At 72.9% G+C, this 15686-nt stretch carries 13 protein-coding genes; 3 read left to right on the plus strand and 10 right to left on the minus strand.

What is annotated here, in order from left to right:
* From ACZ619_RS05660 to ACZ619_RS05670, 3 genes are all read left to right on the plus strand, one after another.
* A partial coding sequence (locus ACZ619_RS05660; protein WP_469594537.1) for a LacI family DNA-binding transcriptional regulator occupies positions 1-1022 on the plus strand: 1022 nt, incomplete at its 5' end.
* Positions 1023-1368: 346 nt separating this feature from the next.
* A complete protein-coding gene (locus tag ACZ619_RS05665; RefSeq protein WP_469594539.1) occupies positions 1369-1788 on the plus strand; it encodes a DUF485 domain-containing protein in 420 nt (139 codons plus the stop codon).
* Positions 1785-3398, plus strand: coding sequence for a sodium/solute symporter (locus ACZ619_RS05670; RefSeq protein WP_469594541.1), 1614 nt, complete (start codon positions 1785-1787; stop codon positions 3396-3398). The genes ACZ619_RS05665 and ACZ619_RS05670 overlap by 4 nt, the downstream gene beginning before the upstream one ends.
* A gap of 7 nt (positions 3399-3405) precedes the next feature.
* On the opposite strand, the gene ACZ619_RS05675 is transcribed toward ACZ619_RS05670, so the two are convergent.
* The 10 genes from ACZ619_RS05675 to ACZ619_RS05720 all read right to left on the minus strand — a co-directional run bounded on the left by ACZ619_RS05675 (position 3406) and on the right by ACZ619_RS05720 (position 15631).
* Entirely contained in the window at positions 3406-5244 is a 1839-nt protein-coding gene (locus ACZ619_RS05675; RefSeq protein WP_469594543.1) for an ABC transporter substrate-binding protein, read from the minus strand.
* A gap of 225 nt (positions 5245-5469) precedes the next feature.
* A complete protein-coding gene (locus ACZ619_RS05680) occupies positions 5470-6486 on the minus strand; it encodes an ABC transporter permease (RefSeq protein WP_469594545.1) in 1017 nt (338 codons plus the stop codon).
* Position 6487: 1 nt separating this feature from the next.
* Entirely contained in the window at positions 6488-8047 is a 1560-nt protein-coding gene (locus tag ACZ619_RS05685) for a sugar ABC transporter ATP-binding protein (RefSeq protein ID WP_469594547.1), read from the minus strand.
* 42 nt (positions 8048-8089) lie between these two features.
* Positions 8090-9181 (minus strand): sugar ABC transporter substrate-binding protein, encoded by a 1092-nt coding sequence (locus ACZ619_RS05690; protein WP_469594549.1) that lies wholly within the window; start codon positions 9179-9181, stop codon positions 8090-8092.
* Positions 9182-9346: 165 nt separating this feature from the next.
* Positions 9347-10189: a polysaccharide deacetylase family protein gene (locus ACZ619_RS05695; RefSeq protein WP_469594551.1), complete on the minus strand. Its 843-nt coding sequence runs from the start codon at positions 10187-10189 to the stop codon at positions 9347-9349.
* 49 nt (positions 10190-10238) lie between these two features.
* Positions 10239-11141, minus strand: coding sequence for a nitrilase-related carbon-nitrogen hydrolase (locus ACZ619_RS05700; RefSeq protein WP_469594553.1), 903 nt, complete (start codon positions 11139-11141; stop codon positions 10239-10241).
* Between the two features lie 37 nt (positions 11142-11178).
* The gene (locus ACZ619_RS05705) at positions 11179-11898 is read right to left on the minus strand and encodes a glucose 1-dehydrogenase (protein ID WP_469594554.1); all 720 of its coding nucleotides are present in this window, start codon (positions 11896-11898) and stop codon (positions 11179-11181) included.
* A 59-nt stretch (positions 11899-11957) separates the two neighbouring features.
* Positions 11958-12692, minus strand: coding sequence for an SDR family NAD(P)-dependent oxidoreductase (locus tag ACZ619_RS05710; protein WP_469594557.1), 735 nt, complete (start codon positions 12690-12692; stop codon positions 11958-11960).
* A 159-nt stretch (positions 12693-12851) separates the two neighbouring features.
* Positions 12852-13361: an SRPBCC family protein gene (locus ACZ619_RS05715; protein WP_469594560.1), complete on the minus strand. Its 510-nt coding sequence runs from the start codon at positions 13359-13361 to the stop codon at positions 12852-12854.
* A gap of 149 nt (positions 13362-13510) precedes the next feature.
* Positions 13511-15631 (minus strand): MMPL family transporter, encoded by a 2121-nt coding sequence (locus tag ACZ619_RS05720; RefSeq protein WP_469594563.1) that lies wholly within the window; start codon positions 15629-15631, stop codon positions 13511-13513.
* Positions 15632-15686 lie beyond the last annotated feature (55 nt).

The raw sequence follows: 15686 nt of genomic DNA on the forward strand, positions 1-15686 counted from the left end.
TGGCCCAGTCGGTGGGTATCAAGGACGTGGCCCGTGCCGCCGGAGTCTCGGTGGGCACGGTGTCGAACGTCATCAACCGTCCGGACACCGTCGCCGGCGAGACCAGGGCGCGGGTGCAGTCGGCGATAGACCGGCTCGGCTACGTCCGCAGCGAGTCCGCGCGCCAGCTGCGCGCGGGCCGCAGCCGGATCATGGGCCTGCTCGTCCTCGACATGGGCAACCCCTTCTTCGTGGACGTCGCCCGCGGCGCCGAACGCGCCGCCCGCGACGCCGGACTCGGCGTGATGGTCTGCAACAGCGCGCAGAGCGCCGCCGAGGAGGCCGACTACCTCGCGCTCTTCGCCGAGCAGCGGGTGCGCGGCGTCCTGCTCGCGCCGACCGACGTGACCAGCCGCAACATCGAGACCTTCCGCAAGCGCGGTATCCCCTTCGTCCTCGTGGACCGTGTCGCCGAGGGCATCACCGGGTGTTCCGTCTCCGTCGACGACGTGGCCGGCGGCAGCCTCGCCGCACGCCATCTGCTCGACGGCGGGCACCGGTCCCTCGCGTACGTCAGCGGACCGGCCGAACTGAACCAGGTCCGCGACCGGCGTACGGGCGTCCTCGGCGCGCTGGCCGAGGCGGGCCTGGGGCCCGAGGCGCTGCGCGAGCTGCCGACCGAGCGGTTCGACGTGGCCGCCGGACGCGACGCGGGCGCCCGGCTGCTCGGCCTGGCCGACCGGCCCACCGCCGTGTTCTGCGCCAACGACCTGCTCGCCCTCGGGGTGCTCCAGGCCATGTACGCGGCGGGCGTGAGTGTTCCCGACGACATGGCCATCGTCGGCTACGACGACATCGAGTTCGCGGCGGCCGCGGCCGTCCCGCTCACCTCGGTCCGCCAGCCCGCCGTCACCATGGGCGCCATGGCCGCCGAGATGCTGCTGGAGGAGACCGCGGAGCGCACCGCGGCCACGCACGAACACCGTCAGGTCGTGCTGCAGCCCGAGTTGGTCGTCCGCCGCTCCACGCTCAGCTTCCGCTGACCGCCCGGTCCACCGCCGAGGTGTGCGACGGCGCACTTTCTGAAAAGTGCGCGCCGCCTCGCGCTCCGTCAATGCTTCATCATCTCCCGGGCGAAGATCCCACGGTCAGCTGATCGCACTCCGGGCCTCCCGCACCGACCCCGGCCGCACCTCTGGCGCAGAACGCGCACGTCGGAGACCATGGCGCCCTGTGCACTCGACGGCAACGCACGCGACGTCGTCCCGGATGACCGGCGCCAAGGCCTTCCCCCGATCCGGCTGCCGCACGGCGTGCGGTCACCCGAACCGCTCACCCCGCACGTGCTCCCCCACGCGTCGGGCGCGGGCCCCACGAGGAGTTGCCGAAATGTCCTACAATCTCCCCGAGTTACCCTCGGGTCGGCCCTCATACGACCATCCTGCGCCCGCCTGGTCGAGCGACCAGGACCCGTCGGGGACCCGCGGGCCGCAGCCGCGGGCCGGTGCCCACCGCACCCTGCGTCTGCTGCGGCGCGCGTACCGCTGGCACCGGCGCGTGGCGACGTTCACCGCGCTCGGCTACTTCGTCGTCTTCCTGACGCTGACCGTCAAGGCCCCTTCCCTGATGGCCCGTCCGGGCCCCGGCGACCTGCCGACCGGCCTGCTCCTGGCGCTCGCCCAGATCCCGGTCACCTGGCTGGCGGTCCTGCTCCACGAGGCCGCCGCGAAACGGTTCGTGGATCCGCTGACGCGTCGCGCCCGCCGTCAGATGAGGGTGGCGGTCACGGACCGGGAGCAGGCGCCGTGACCGGGTTCAGCGCCCCGGCCCAGTCCTGGTCGCTCGGCGCGTTCTGCGCGGTCGTCGCCCTCACCCTGCTGCTCTGTGTGCTCACCGGCCCCGAGGCGGACGACCTCCCCGAGTTCTACACCGGCTACCGCTCCCTCTCGCCACTGCGCAACGGGCTGGCCGTCGCCGGTGACTACATATCGGCGGCCACCGTCCTGACCATCGGCGGGATCATCGCCCTGTGCGGCTACGACGGCATCGTCCTCGCGCTGAGCGCCCTGCTCTCCCTGCTGCTGCTCATGTTCCTGCTGGCCGAGCCCCTGCACAACACGGGCCGCTACACGATGGGCGACGCGCTGGCCCACCGTCATCCGGCGCGGTCCGTGCGCGTCACCGCCTGCCTGGTCACCCTGGCGGCACTGGTCCCGATGATGGTCGTCCAGCTCGCCGGGGTCGGCGAACTGCTGGCGTACGTGCTCGGGTTCAGCAATGCGGCGATGAAGAACGGGTGCGTGGCGGGGGCCGGCGTCCTCATGATCAGTTACGCGGCGCTGGGCGGGATGCCCGGCACCGCGCTGGTGCAGATCTTCAAGACCGTGGCGCTGCTCGCTTCCGGGCTGGTCGTGAGCTTCCTGATCCTGCGCGCCTTCGACTGGCAGCCCCAGGCGCTCTTCCACGCGGCGGCCGGGCGGAGCGGGGCCGGGCCCGCCTACCTGACCTGGGGGCTCCAGTACTCCAGCAGTCCGCATCCCGCCCTCGACATGGCCTCCACCCAGTGCGCCATCGTGCTGGGCGGTGCCTGTCTGCCGCACGTGACCATGCGGATGTACACCGCGGGCACCTCGCGCCAGGTCCGCCGGGCGATGTCCTGGGCGGTCTCCTCGGTGACCCTGTTCATCCTGATGCTCACGGTGATCTGCGTCGGCGCGACGGCGCTCGTGGGGCACGAGCGGATCACCGCCGCCGACGCGCACGGCACGACCGCCTACCTGCTGGGCGCCCGCGCCGCGTTCGGCACCGGGCTGTCGCGGTCGGAGAGCCTGCTCTTCGCCACCGTCACCACCTCCGTCTTCCTCACCCTGCTGGCCTCCGTCGCGAGCATGACGCTGGCCTGCGCCAACACCCTGGCCCACGATCTGACCGCGTCCCGGGCCACGCCGCTCGCGCCGTCCCGGGAGCTGGCCCTCGCCCGGTTCAGCGCGCTGGCCGTGGGCGTTCCGACGGTGCTGCTGGCCGTCCTCGCCCAGCACCGCAGCCTCCAGCCGCTGGCGACCGTCTCGTTCACCCTCGGTGCCTCCGCGATCGCCCCGGCGCTCCTCTACAGCCTCTTCTGGCGCCGTTACACACGCGCGGCGCTGGTGACCACCCTCGTGGTGGGTTCCCTGACCGTGCTGGCGCTGACCCCGGGCACCACGCTGGTCTCGGGGACTCCGCTGTCCGCCTTTCCCGAGGCCGACTTCGCCTGGTTCCCGTACAACACGCCGGCCCTGGTCTCCGTGCCCGCGGGCTTCCTCAGCGGCTGGCTCGTCTCCGTGCTGTCCGGCCGGCGGTCCGCGCGGCGCGAACGGACCCGCTACGAGGCCCACGAGCACCGGCTGCTCACCGGCCCGCCGCCGCGGCAGTCGCCCTGACGGGCGGTCACACGGCGGTGGGCAGGGTGTCGCCCGCGTACCAGGGCGGGAGCCGGAACCGTCCGTCGGTGTAGGGGGCCGGGGACAGGATGCGCTGCCGGCTGCCCTGGATCTGGTAGACGAGGTGGGCCTGTCCGATGGACGGGTCGGGGGTCATCTCGGGGTAGGCCAGTGCGGCCTGGCCGGGGTCGGCGAAGTAGTACGAGCCGTTCACCCCGCGGTGGATGGTGGCCCGCAGCGCCTTGGCGACGCGGCGGTGGTCGCGCGGGTCGTCCACCTGGGCCCAGGCGCCGGCGATCATCCGCGCCCGGTCGTAGGCGATGCCCGCGTGGGAGCGGCCGGGCGGGACGCCGTGCATGCGGCGGTAGCGGGCGGCGAAGGACTGGCCCAGGTGGTCGGAGTAGGTGCCGGTGACGGTCGCCCACAGCACGCCTTCGGACAGGGCGCCCAGGTCGCGGCGGAAGCTGGGGATGGACGGCGTGTAGAGCAGGTAGGGCAGGATGGGCGGGCCGTCCTGGAGGAGCTCGCGCAGGAAGGCGATGCTGCCGGGCAGGAAGTAGTGGCCGACGAGGACGGCGGCGGGTTCGGCGGCGCGGACCCGGCGCGCGACGCCGCGCCAGGACTCCTCCGGCATGCCGACGTCGGTGATGACGTCCAGGGTCCAGCCGCCCTCCTCGACCGCGGCGGCCATCGCCGAGCGGCCCAGGTCGCCCAGGGGCCACACGCCCTGGACGACGGTCAGCCGGTTGGACTCGGGGTGCCACTGCCCGCTGTCGCGCAGGCCGGTCAGGAAGCGGACGAAGCCGGGGCCGTAACAGGTGTCGCTGGGACAGACCTGGAAGATGCCGCCGTAGCGGTCGGGGTCCTCCGCGACCCGGTTCACCATCGAGTCGAGGGTCGCGGCGTGCAGATAGGGGCGGCCGTAGTCCGCGGCGATCTCGTGGGCCACGTCCTGCGGGCCGATGTAGCCCGAGGTGAGGGCGTCCACCTCGTGGTTCACCAGTTCCGTGAACGCGGCGCGCACGGCGGCGGGTTCGGTGACGTCGAAGTCGGCGGTGACGATCTCGACGCGCCGGCCGGCGATCCCGCCGAGGTCGTTGATCTCCTCCAGGGCGAGCCGGGTGGCGAGCAGCATCTCGCGGCCGTCGTCGGCGGCGGGCCCGGTCAGCGGGAGCGCGGCGCCCAGCAGCAGGGGGCGGCGGCGCAGCGGGCGGGCGGCGCCGGGCACCGGGGAGGGCACCGGCGTACCGCCCTGCGCGAGGGCGGCGACCCGGCCCAGCCGCAGCCGCTCGAAGCGGGTGCCGCCGCCGGGCAGGGGCAGTCGTACGAGTCCCTGGTCGAGGGCGAGGGCGGCGGCGCCGGCCCGGCCGGAGAGCTGGAGCTTGGTCAGGACGCGGTCCACGTGCGTGGTGACCGTGCGGGGGCTGCTGACGAGGCGTTCGGCGATCTCGTTGTTGGTGAGTCCGGCCACCAGCAGCGTGAGGACGTCGAGCTCGCGCAGGGTCAGTCCGTACGGCGCGGAGGGCCGGCACGGTTCGACCAGGACGCGGCCCATGGGGCGGCCGCGCGGGTCGTGGAAGGGGTCGACCCAGACCCGCACCAGGGAGCGGGCGGAGCCGTCGGTCCACATGAACCCGGTGCGGCCCGGCTCGTCGCGGACGCAGGCGACCACGATGGCGGTGAGGTCGGGGTGGGCGCGCAAGTAGCGCACCGCCGGGCCGGGGGTGCCGGCGCGTTCGCCGTCCTCGGCCTCCACGGTGCCGTCGCCGAGCACGACCGCGGCGGCGGGAGGCTGCCCGGGGCTCCGGGTGGGCCAGTCGATCTCGGATCTCTTCGGATAGGACACGGGCGTGCCTCCCGTCCTTGGATGCGCGAACAGCCACAGGTCGCCGTAAGCAATGAGATGAGCGCATTCATCATGCATAGCCGGGCCCGTACAGGACACAGTCGTGCGTAACGAATGGGTAAGGAGCTGCTTGCGGAGGGCTGTGGTGCGGGTGAAGGCACGGGGGCTCGGGGCATGGCGAGGGGCCCGGCGACCGGAGGGGGTCGCCGGGCCCTTGGGGTGTGGTCAGGTGCGGCGGCGGCGCAGCAGGGAGTCCATGGCGACGGCCGCGACGACGATGCAGCCCTTCGCGATGAGCTGCCAGTGCTGGCTGATGTTGAGGCTGTAGAAGACGTTGGTCAGCGTGGCGAGGATGAGCAGGCCGACCGCGGACCGCCACACCGCGCCCTCGCCGCCGCGCAGCGAGGTGCCGCCGACCACGACGATGGCGATGGTGTCCAGGGCGACGGTGGCGCCGACGTCGGCCTGTCCCACGCCGAGCCGGGAGGCGTCGATCATGCCGGCCAGGGCGGCCGCCACGCCGGTCATCACGTAGGCGCTGCCGACCAGCCAGGGCACGCGCAGTCCGGAGAGCCGGGCCGCCTCCTCGTTGCCGCCGATGGCGAAGATGTTGCGGCCGTAGCCGGTCTGCGAGAGCAGCAGCGCTCCGGCGACGAAGACCAGGAGCAGCAGCCAGATCGGCAGCGGGACGCCCGCGACGGTGGTGAGGGCGAGGTACTGGAAGGTGATCTTGTCGACGATGAAGGGCGCCGAGTTGGAGTAGACGTAGGCGAGGCCGGAGATCACCGAGGACATGCCGAGGGTGGTGACGAAGGGGTTGACCTTCCAGCGGGCGATGATCGTGCCGTTGACGCCGCCCACGGCGAGCCCGGCGAGCAGGGCGCACACCGCGGCGAGGGCGACCGAGCCGGTGGACTTGGTGACCCCGGCGAAGACGGTGGAGCCGAGGGCGTAGGTGGCGCCGACCGAGAGGTCGAAGCCGCCGGAGATGATCACGAAGGTCATCGCGACGGCGATGATCCCGACGGCGGCGTTCTGGGTCAGGATGTCCTGGAGGTTGGCGGGGCGCAGGAAGCCGGGGTAGAGGACGCTGGCGGCGGCGACCAGCAGCACCAGGACCCACAGCATGCTGAAGCGCAGGGCCAGGGCGCGGACCCGGCCGGCGCGGTCGCCGGTGTCCGCGGTGCCGCGGGGCGGGGTGACGGGGGCGGAGGGGGGTGGGGAGACGGTCGAGGAGTTCACTTCAGCTCACCTCACGGTGGTTCGCGGCGGAGTGGGAGAAGCCCAGGCGGACGATGTCGCGCACCCGGAAGCTGGGTGAGTCGGCGGGGATCTCGCGCACCACCCGGCCGCCGGCGAAGACGAGCAGGCGGTTGGCGATGGCGAGCACCTCCTCCAGCTCCGAGGAGGTCACGACGACGGCGGCGCCGTCCGCGGCCAGTTGCACGAGGGAGGCGAGGACCTCGGACTTGGCGCCGACGTCGATGCCGCGGGTGGGTTCGTCGATGAGGAAGACGCGGGGGTCGCGGGCCGCCCACTTGGCGAGCAGCACCTTCTGCTGGTTGCCGCCGGACAGGTGGCGTACGGGGGCGCCGAGCCGGTCGGCGGCGAAGCCGAAGTACCGGGTGTAGCGCTCGGCGCGGTCGTGTTCCGCGCCCCGGTCGACGCGCCCGCCCCGGGTGGCGCGGGTGATGCCGACGCTGATGTTGTCGGTGCCGTCCATGGCGGGTACGAGGCCGTTCTTGCGGTCCTCGGGCACCATGACCACTCCGGAGGCGATGGCCTGGCGGGTGGAGCCGGGCCAGGGCGCGGGGGCGCCGCCGAGTTTCAGCTCGCCCGTGGAGGTGGGTTCGAGTCCGGCGAGGGCGCGCATGAAGGTGGTGCGGCCGGAGCCGACCAGTCCCCACAGGCCGACGATCTCGCCCTCGTGGACGCGCAGGTCGATGTCGTCGAGGACGCCGGGCACGGTGACGCCGGCCGCCTCCAGGGCGGGTCCGCCGGGTTCGTGGGTGCCGCCGCGGGCGGTGACCTCGATCTCCCGGCCCACCATGGCGCGGATGAGTTCCTGCCGGTTCCACCGCTCGCGGGGGCCGGTGCTGACCAGGCTGCCGTTGCGCAGCACGGAGATGGTGTCGCTGAGCCGCAGCACCTCGTCGAGGTTGTGGCTGACGAAGACGACGGTGGTGCCCTGGGCGCGCAGCCGGTCCAGGATCCGGTAGAGGATGTCCCGTTCGTGTTCGGCGAGGGCCGCGCTGGGCTCGTCGAGGAGCAGGATCCGTCCGTCGGCCTGGACCCCGCGCATGATCTCCAGGATCTGCTGCTGGGAGACGGAGAGCGTGCGCACCTCGGCGTCGGGCGGGATGTCGACCTCGAAGTCCTCGCACATGCGCAGGTAGCGGCGGCGCATCTCGGCGCGGTCCAGGACGCCGCGCCGGGAGAGGTTGCCGCCGAGGAAGACGTTGGCCTCGGCGCTGAGGGCCGGGATCATGGTGAGTTCCTGGTAGACGGCGACCAGTCCGAGGCCGCGGGCCCGGCGCGGGCCGCCGGCGTCCAGCGGGGTGCCGAAGACGTCGACGGTGCCGGTGTCGGCGGCGAGCCGTCCGCTGATCATGCCGAGGAGGGTGGACTTCCCGGCGCCGTTCTCGCCGACGAGGGCGTGCACGGTGCCGGGCGGGATCTCCAGGTCGACGTCGCGGACGGCGTAGGTGCGGCCGAAGATCTTGGCGACGCCCCGGCAGACGACGGCGGGGGTGGCGGCGGGGGCCGGGCCGCCGTCCGGCGGGGCGGGGAGGGTGTCGGGCATGGGTGACTCCTGGTTCGGTCGGGTGGCGGCGTGCGGGCCCCGTCAGTACTCGGGGCGGAAGGAGTCGACCGTCTTGGCGGTGGCGAAGGGGGTGCCGGGGAGTTCGGAGGACTCGGTGAGGTTGATGAAGTGCGCCACGTCCTTGCCGGCCACGTGGTCGGCGAGGGCCTGGACGGCCTCCTCGGTCTCCCGCGCGGGGAGCATCATCACGGTCTGCTCCAGGTCGCCCTTGCGGACGGAGTCCAGCGCCCAGGTGTCGCCGCCGAAGTCGTAGATCTGCACCTTGCCCTTGCGGCCCGCGCTGTTGACGGCCTGGACGACGCCTCGGCTCATCCCGGAGAAGTTGGACATGATGACGTCCAGGTCGGGGTTGGCGCGCAGGATGGTCTGCGCGGCCGAGTTGCCCTTGGGCGTGGTGTAGTCGGTGGTCTGCTGGGCGACCACCTCGAAGCCCTTGTGCCGGGCGAACTCCTTGGCGGCCTTCTGGAAACAGAGGGTGTTGGCGTTGAGGTCGGGGCCGGAGATGAGCGCGATGCGGGCGCCGTCCGGGTGGTCCTCGATGACCTGCCGGACCCACTTCTCGTACACGTCGAGGGTCTGGCCGCCCACGTAGGTGACGGTGCCGGGCTCGTAGGTCTCCTCCCCCAGCCCGGTGGCCCGGCCGCAGATGGGCAGGTTGAAGACGGAGACGAGGATGTTCTTGCGGGGTGCCTGCTGGGTGAGGAGTTTGCAGACGAGGTTGCCGTCGTTGGGCTCGACGGCGAAGGCGTTGTACTTGCCGCTGGTGAGGGCGGTCTGGATCTGGTCGAACTGCTTCTGCGCGTCGAACTCCCCGTCGAAGACGTCCAGTCGTACGCCGAGGGCGTCGGCCTTCTTCTTGGCGGCGCCGATGGCGGCCTGGAGGTAGGCGTTGCTGGTGCCGGCCGAGAAGTAGGCGATCTTCAGGTCGGAGACCTTGTCGGGGCCCTTCACGGTGTCGGCCGCGGTGGTGCCGGCGGCGTCGTCGGTGGGCACCGAGCAGGCGGTGGCCGCGGCCAGCAGGGCGAGGGCCGAGGCGGCGACGGCGAGGCGCCGGGCGGGACGCGAGGTGCGGCGTGGGCCGCGCGCGGCGGACGGGGTGTGCGGAGCGTTCATGGGGCGGTTCTCCCTGTGGGACGGAACGGGGTGACGGGGCGGCACGGTGGGGCGGGCGTCCCTTGCGGAGGGGAACGGGGAGGGCGGCGGGTGCGGAGCGGGTCCTGCTGTGCGGGGGCCGGGGGTTCCCGGTGCGGGTCCCCCGGCCCGGTCGGTCCTCGCTTGTCAGTCCTCGGTCCAGGTGTCGTAGATCTCGCTGAGCGTGGCGAACCAGGTGCCCTCGTGGCCGGCCATGTACTCGATGAGCCGTTCGAAGCCCATGAAGTAGTGGGCGCGGGCGATGGTCTGCGGGTGGACGGTGAGGGTCAGCACGCCGCCGGGGACCGTGCGGTAGGCGAAGTCGAAGTGGTCCTTCCAGCGCTGGAACATGACCTCGCTGGAGCCGAGGCCCTGGTTGACGCCGGGGATGTACTCGGCGGCCGGGAAGTCGTCGAGGAACCAGGAGACCGGGAACTCCACCAGGGGGCTGGCGGGGCCGAAGCTGCTGCCCTCCTCCCAGCCGACCTGTACCGGCCGCGGGTGGTAGGGCTCGAAGTCACGGCCCATCAGGGAGGAGTCCCATTCGAAGCCGTTCTCCTCCAGCACGGCGAGCGTCTGGTCGGTGAAGTCCCAGGCGGGCGAGCGGTAGCCGCGGGGGCGGACGCCGACGTACTTCTCGTGCTGGTCCAGCTGGGCCGCCATCAGCCGGCGTTCGGTGTCCGCGTCCAGCTTCGGGACGCCCTCGTGGTAGCAGCCGTGCGCGGCGATCTCGTGGCCGGCGTCGACGATCTGGCGGACCCGTTCGGGGAAGGTGACCATCGAGTGGCCCGGGGTGCACCAGGTGGCGCGGATGTCGTGGCGGTCGAAGAGTCCGAGCAGCCGGGGCACGCCGACCTCGGCGCAGAACTCGCCGCGGGACAGGTAGCTCGGGCTGGTCAGGTTGAAGGTGCCCATCCAGACGCTGTGCGCGTCGAAGTCGGCGCCTATGTTGACGGCGAGGGTCTTGCCCTCGGGCAGGTTCAGGGGCATCGGAGCCTCCGTGGTGGGTTCGGTCGGAAGTCGGCGGCGGTGTGCCGGGTCAGGCGTCGGGTCCGAGGTCGCCGGTGAGCAGCGCGTCGGCGTACTTGCGGTAGAGGCCGGAGCGCCGCAGGCGGTCGGTGTGCGTGGTGGCGGCGCCGGTGCGGCGGTTCTCGCGGAGCAGGTCCAGGTCGAGGCGGGCGGTGATGACGTCCTCGGTGTTGGTGGCGGCCTCCGCGAGGATGCCGTCGGGGGCGAAGCCGCTGTCGCAGGGGCCGAGCACCGAGGCGCGGGCCCATCCGGGCGAGAGCGGCGCGCCGGGGTCGCCGGTGGTCGGGCAGTGCACGACGTAGACCTGGTTCTCGATGGCGCGGGCCTGGGCGCAGTGCCGTACCCGCCAGAACCCGGCCTCGGTGAAGGTGTACGAGGGGCTGACGATCAGGTCGGCGCCCTGCCGGGCGAGGACGGTGGTGACCTCGGGGATCTCGGTCTCGTAGCAGACGGAGACGCCCACGGTGACCCCGTCGACGGTGAACGGGGCGAGGACGTCACCCTCGCGGGTGCCCCAGCCGGCCTCCGCCGGGAAGATGTGGGTCTTCACGTGCCGGACCACGGAGCCGTCGGGGAAGAAGACGAAGGCGGTGTTGAGGACGCCGTCGCCGTCGGGGGCGGCCACCAGGTGGGTGCCGGCCACGATCACCTGGTCGCGGGTGCGGGCCAGTTCGGTGAACAGCTCCTGGTAGGCCTCCGTGTGGTCGTCGATCAGGCCGAGGCGGGCGACGGGTTCGTCGCGCCAGCCGGGCCGGGCGGTGAACAGGGCGGCGGTGAACAGTTCGGGCAGTACGACGAGACGTGCGTCGCCGGTGCGGTCCATCAGGCCGCGCACCTGGCGGGCGAAGGCGGGGAAGCCGTCCACCTCGCGCATCTCGAACTGGATCGCGGCGACGGTCAGGGACGCGGACATGGTCCTGCCTTTCTCTGGAGCGGGGTGCCGGGAGGGGTCACTGGGCGAGCAGGCCGCCGTCGATGACGAGGTCGGTGCCGGTGACGTAGGAGGACTCGTCCGAGGCGAGGTAGACGCAGCCGTGGGCGATCTCGGCGGGTGTGCCGCCGCGGCGCATCGGGGTGCCCTCCAGGACGGCGGCGTTGAGCTCGGCCGGCTGGGCGTCGGTGAGCGGTGTCGCGATCCAGCCCGGGATCACGGCGTTGGCGCGGATGTTCTCGGCGGCGTAGGTGATGGCCGCGTTGCGGGTCATGCTGCGCACCGCGCCCTTGCTGGCGTGGTAGGCGTGGGTGCCGACGCCTCCGACGACGCCCCAGGCGGACGAGATGTTGATGAGGGAGCCGCCGCCGGCCCGGCGCAGCGCGGGGATCGTGGCCCGCATGCCGAGGAACACCCCGGTCTGGTCGACGGCCACGACCCGGTCCCACTCCGCGAGGGTGAGGGTCTCGATCGGCTCGTAGGAGATGAGGCCGGCGTTGTTGACCAGGACGTCGAGCCTGCCGTGCCGTTCCTCGACGGCGGCGACCACCGCCGCCCAGCCGTCCTCGTCGGTGACGTCGAGCCGTACCTCCTCGGCGCCCTCGACCGGCTCCGGTGCCGCGTCGAGGTCGGCCGAGACGACGGTGGCCCCCTCGCGTACGAAGGCCTCGACGATGCCCCGGCCGATGCCGCGGGATCCTCCGGTGACCAGGGCCACCTTGCCTGACAGACGCCCCATGGACTTCTCACCTGTTCCTGTGTTCGGTGTCGTTCGTGTCGTGGTTCCGGGCGGCGCGGTCACCGGGCGAGGAATCCGCCGTCGATGACGAGGTCGGTGCCGGTGACGTAGGCGGACTCGTCCGAGGCGAGGTAGACGCAGCCGTAGGCGATGTCGCGGGGCTCGGCGCCCCGTCCCATCGGGGTGGAGGCGATGACGGCCGCGTTGAACTCGCTGGTCTGCGCCTCGGTCATGGGGGTGCGGATCCAGCCCGGGAGCACCGCGTTGGCGCGGATGTTGTCGGGGGCGTAGGTGACGGCGGCGTTGCGGGTCATGCTGCGCACCGCGCCCTTGGTGGCCTGGTAGGCCAGCGAGCCGGGGACGGCGGCCGCGCCGTAGATGGAGGAGATGTTGACGACGGAGCCGCCGCCGGCCCGGCGCAGCGCGGGGATCGCGGCCCGCATGCCGAGGAACACCCCGGTCTGGTTGACGCCGAGGACCCGGTTCCACTCGGCGGCGCCGAGTTCGTGCACGGCTTCGTAGGAGCCGACTCCGGCGTTGTTGACCAGGACGTCCAGCCTGCCGTGGCGCTTCTCGACGTCCGCCACGACCGCCGCCCAGCCGTCCTCGTCGGTGACGTCGAGCCGGCCGTACTCGAGGCGGCCGGGCCCGGGGGCGGTGGACGGGTTCTCCGGGTCGAGGACGTCGACCGCGAGGACCGTTGCGCCCTGCGCCGCGAACATCTCCGCGATGCCCCGTCCGATGCCCCGTGCGCCACCGCTGACCAGGGCGACCTTTCCCGACAGGCGATGCATCCCTACCCTCCGTCCCGAGCCGTACCGGTGTCCGGCGGTGCCGGTCGGTCAGCTCGTGGGAGGACAGTAGGAGCGGTGTGCGGGTCGTCACGTCCGTAGAAATGCCTACACCCGCCGGTACGTCTGCGCCGGCGGGTGCGGGGTCGGGCTCGGGAGCGGTCAGGCGGTGGACTTCCGCTCCAGCTCCCGCTTGAGGTTGCGCAGGGTGGTCTCGATGTTGCGGCCCTGGAAAGCGGCGAACGTGCTGCCCGAGGTGACGATCCGGTCGAAGGCGCCGGCCGCGAAAGCGGGCCACGCGCGACGGTCGTCGGTCCAGGTCTCGGTGACCCGCGTGCCCTCGCCGGCCGGTTCGAAGCGGTACTCCCAGGTGGCTATCGGGCCGCGCAGACGCGGTCGCCGCCGCCCGATCGCGTGGACACGGAAGGCGAAGCGGCGCCCGGGATCGGCCGCGGTGACCGTGCAGCGGGTCACCCAGCGGAACCGTCCCCGCCTGTTGCGCCCGACGAAGGTGGTGCCCGGCGTGGCCTCCGCGTCCTCGGAGCCGGCCGTGGTGCCCAGGTTCTCGGGGCTCCAGCGGCCCATGTCGGCGGGGCGGCTGACGGCCCGGTAGACGGCCTCGGGCGGGACGTCGATGACGATGCTGCCACTCACGGTGAAGACACGGGCCACTGTGCTGCCTCTCGACGGAACCGAAGCTACTGATGGGTAGCGATTATGTCCGACAAGGGCCGCGGCCCCGCCAAGCGGGCGGGGCCGCACCCGGTCCGTCAGGCGCCCTGGTCCGTCAGGCGCCTCTGTCCGTCAGGCGACACGGTCCGTCAGGCGACCCGGGACTCCTCGGGTTCCGGGGTGCGCGGCCGGTCGGCCGCACGGCCGCCGAGCCGGCCCGGCCACCAGGCCGCCTCGCCGAGGTCCCGGACGAGCGCGGGCACCAGCAGGGACCGCACCACCAGCGTGTCGAGGAGGACGCCGAAGGCCACGATGAACGCGATCTGCACCAGGAAGGTCAGCGGGATCACCGACAGCGCGGCGAAGGTCGCCGCCAGCACCACGCCCGCCGAGGTGATGACACCGCCGGTGCCGACCAGGCCGCGCAGCACCCCCTCGCGCGCGCCGTGCAGGAGCGACTCCTCGCGCACCCGTGACATGAGGAAGATGTTGTAGTCGACGCCGAGCGCCACCAGGAACACGAACCCGTACAGCGGCACCGAGGGGTCGGTGCCGGTGAAGCCGAAGACGTGGCGGAAGACGAGCGAGGAGACCCCCAGCGTGGCCAGGAAGTTGAGGCCCACGGTGGCGACCAGCAGGGCCGGGGTGAGCAGGGAGCGCAGCAGCACGGTGAGGATCACGAAGATGATCGCGAGGACGACGGGCACGATGACCGTGCGGTCGCGCTCGGCGGTGCGCTGGGTGTCGTAGCGCTGGGCGGTGTAGCCGCCGACCTTCGCGTCCGCGCCGGGCAGCGCGTGCAGGGCGGTGCGCAGCCGGGCGACGCTCTGCTCCGCGGCGTCGCTGTCGGCGGCGGCGTCGAGCGTGACGTCCACCCGCACCCGGCCGTCGACGACCTGCGGGTCGCCGCCGGGCCGTCCCGAGGCGGTGACCACGGCGGCCGAGGCGACGCCGTCGGTGGCGCGGGCGGTCGCGAGCACCCGGTCGAGCCGGTCCGCCGCGGCGATGACCACGGTCGGGTTGCCGGAGCCGCCCGGGAAGTGCCGGGCCAGGGTCTGCTGGGCGGTCACGGACGGGGCGTCGTCGACGAAGGTCTCGTCGAGGGCGACGCCCTTGGAGACCAGGGTCGGGGCGAAGACGGCGCACAGCAGCAGGCCGGCCAGCGACACCGCCCAGACCTTGCGGGGCGCCCGGTCGACGAGGGCGGCGACGCGCCGCCACACCCCGTGCCCGCCGGAGGTGCCGTCGGCGGGGCGGGGTGCGGCGGGCCAGTAAGCGGCCCGGCCCAGCAGGACGAGTACGGCGGGCAGGAAGGTGAGCGCCGAGACGACCGCGCAGACGATGCCGATGGCGCCGACGGGTCCGAGCGCCCGGTTGTTGGTGAGGTCGCTGAGCAGCAGCGCCAGCAGGCCGAGCGCGACGGTCGCGGCGCTGGCGACGACGGCTCCCCAGGAGCGGTGCAGCGCGGCCCGGGCGGCGGCGAACCGGTCGGTGTGCCCGGCGAGTTCCTCCCGGAAGCGGGCGGTGATCAGCAGCGCGTAGTCGGTGGCGGCGCCGATGACGAGGATCGAGAGGATGCCCTGCACCTGCCCGTCCACCCGGACCAGGTCGTGGTCGGCGAGGACGTACACGATCGCGCAGGCCAGGCCGAGGGCGAACACGGCGCCGAGGATGATGACGAGCGGCAGCAGGAGGCTGCGGTAGACGAGGAGCAGGATGACCAGGACGGTCACCAGGGCGACGCCGAGCAGCAGCCCGTCGATGCCGGCGAAGGCGTCGGACAGGTCGGCCTGGGAGGCGGCCGGTCCGGCCAGCTGGACCGTGGTGCCCGGGACGCGCTGGGCCGCCGCGCGGATCCGGTCGAGGGTGTCGGGCAGCCGGTCGCCGAGGTCGGGCCGGAGCTGCACTACGCCTTCGAGGGCGACGCCGTCCTCGGAGAGCAGGGCCGGCGACACCTGGCCGACGACGCCGGAGGTGCCGGTGAGGGAGGCGAGGGCGCGGGTGGCGGCGGCCTGCCGGTCCCGCACGGACCCGTCGGCCCCGGCGGTCCAGACGACGATCGCGGGCAGCGTCTCGTCCTGCCGGAACGCCTTCTGGGCGGCGACGACCTCGGTCGACTCGGCGCTGCGGGGCAGGAACGCGGCCTGGTCGTTGGTGGCGACCTCGCCGAGCCGGCCGGCGTAGGGCCCGAGGGTCCCGCCGACGCCCAGCCAGACGACCAGCAGGAGCAGGGGGACTAGGAAGCGGGCTCGGCGTGAGGTGAGGGACATGGTTCTCCTGGCAGCGCGGAAGGTGACGGCAGGTATCTCAAAGATAAACAATCTC

It is taken from the genome of Streptomyces sp. NPDC104367 (assembly GCF_055583825.1).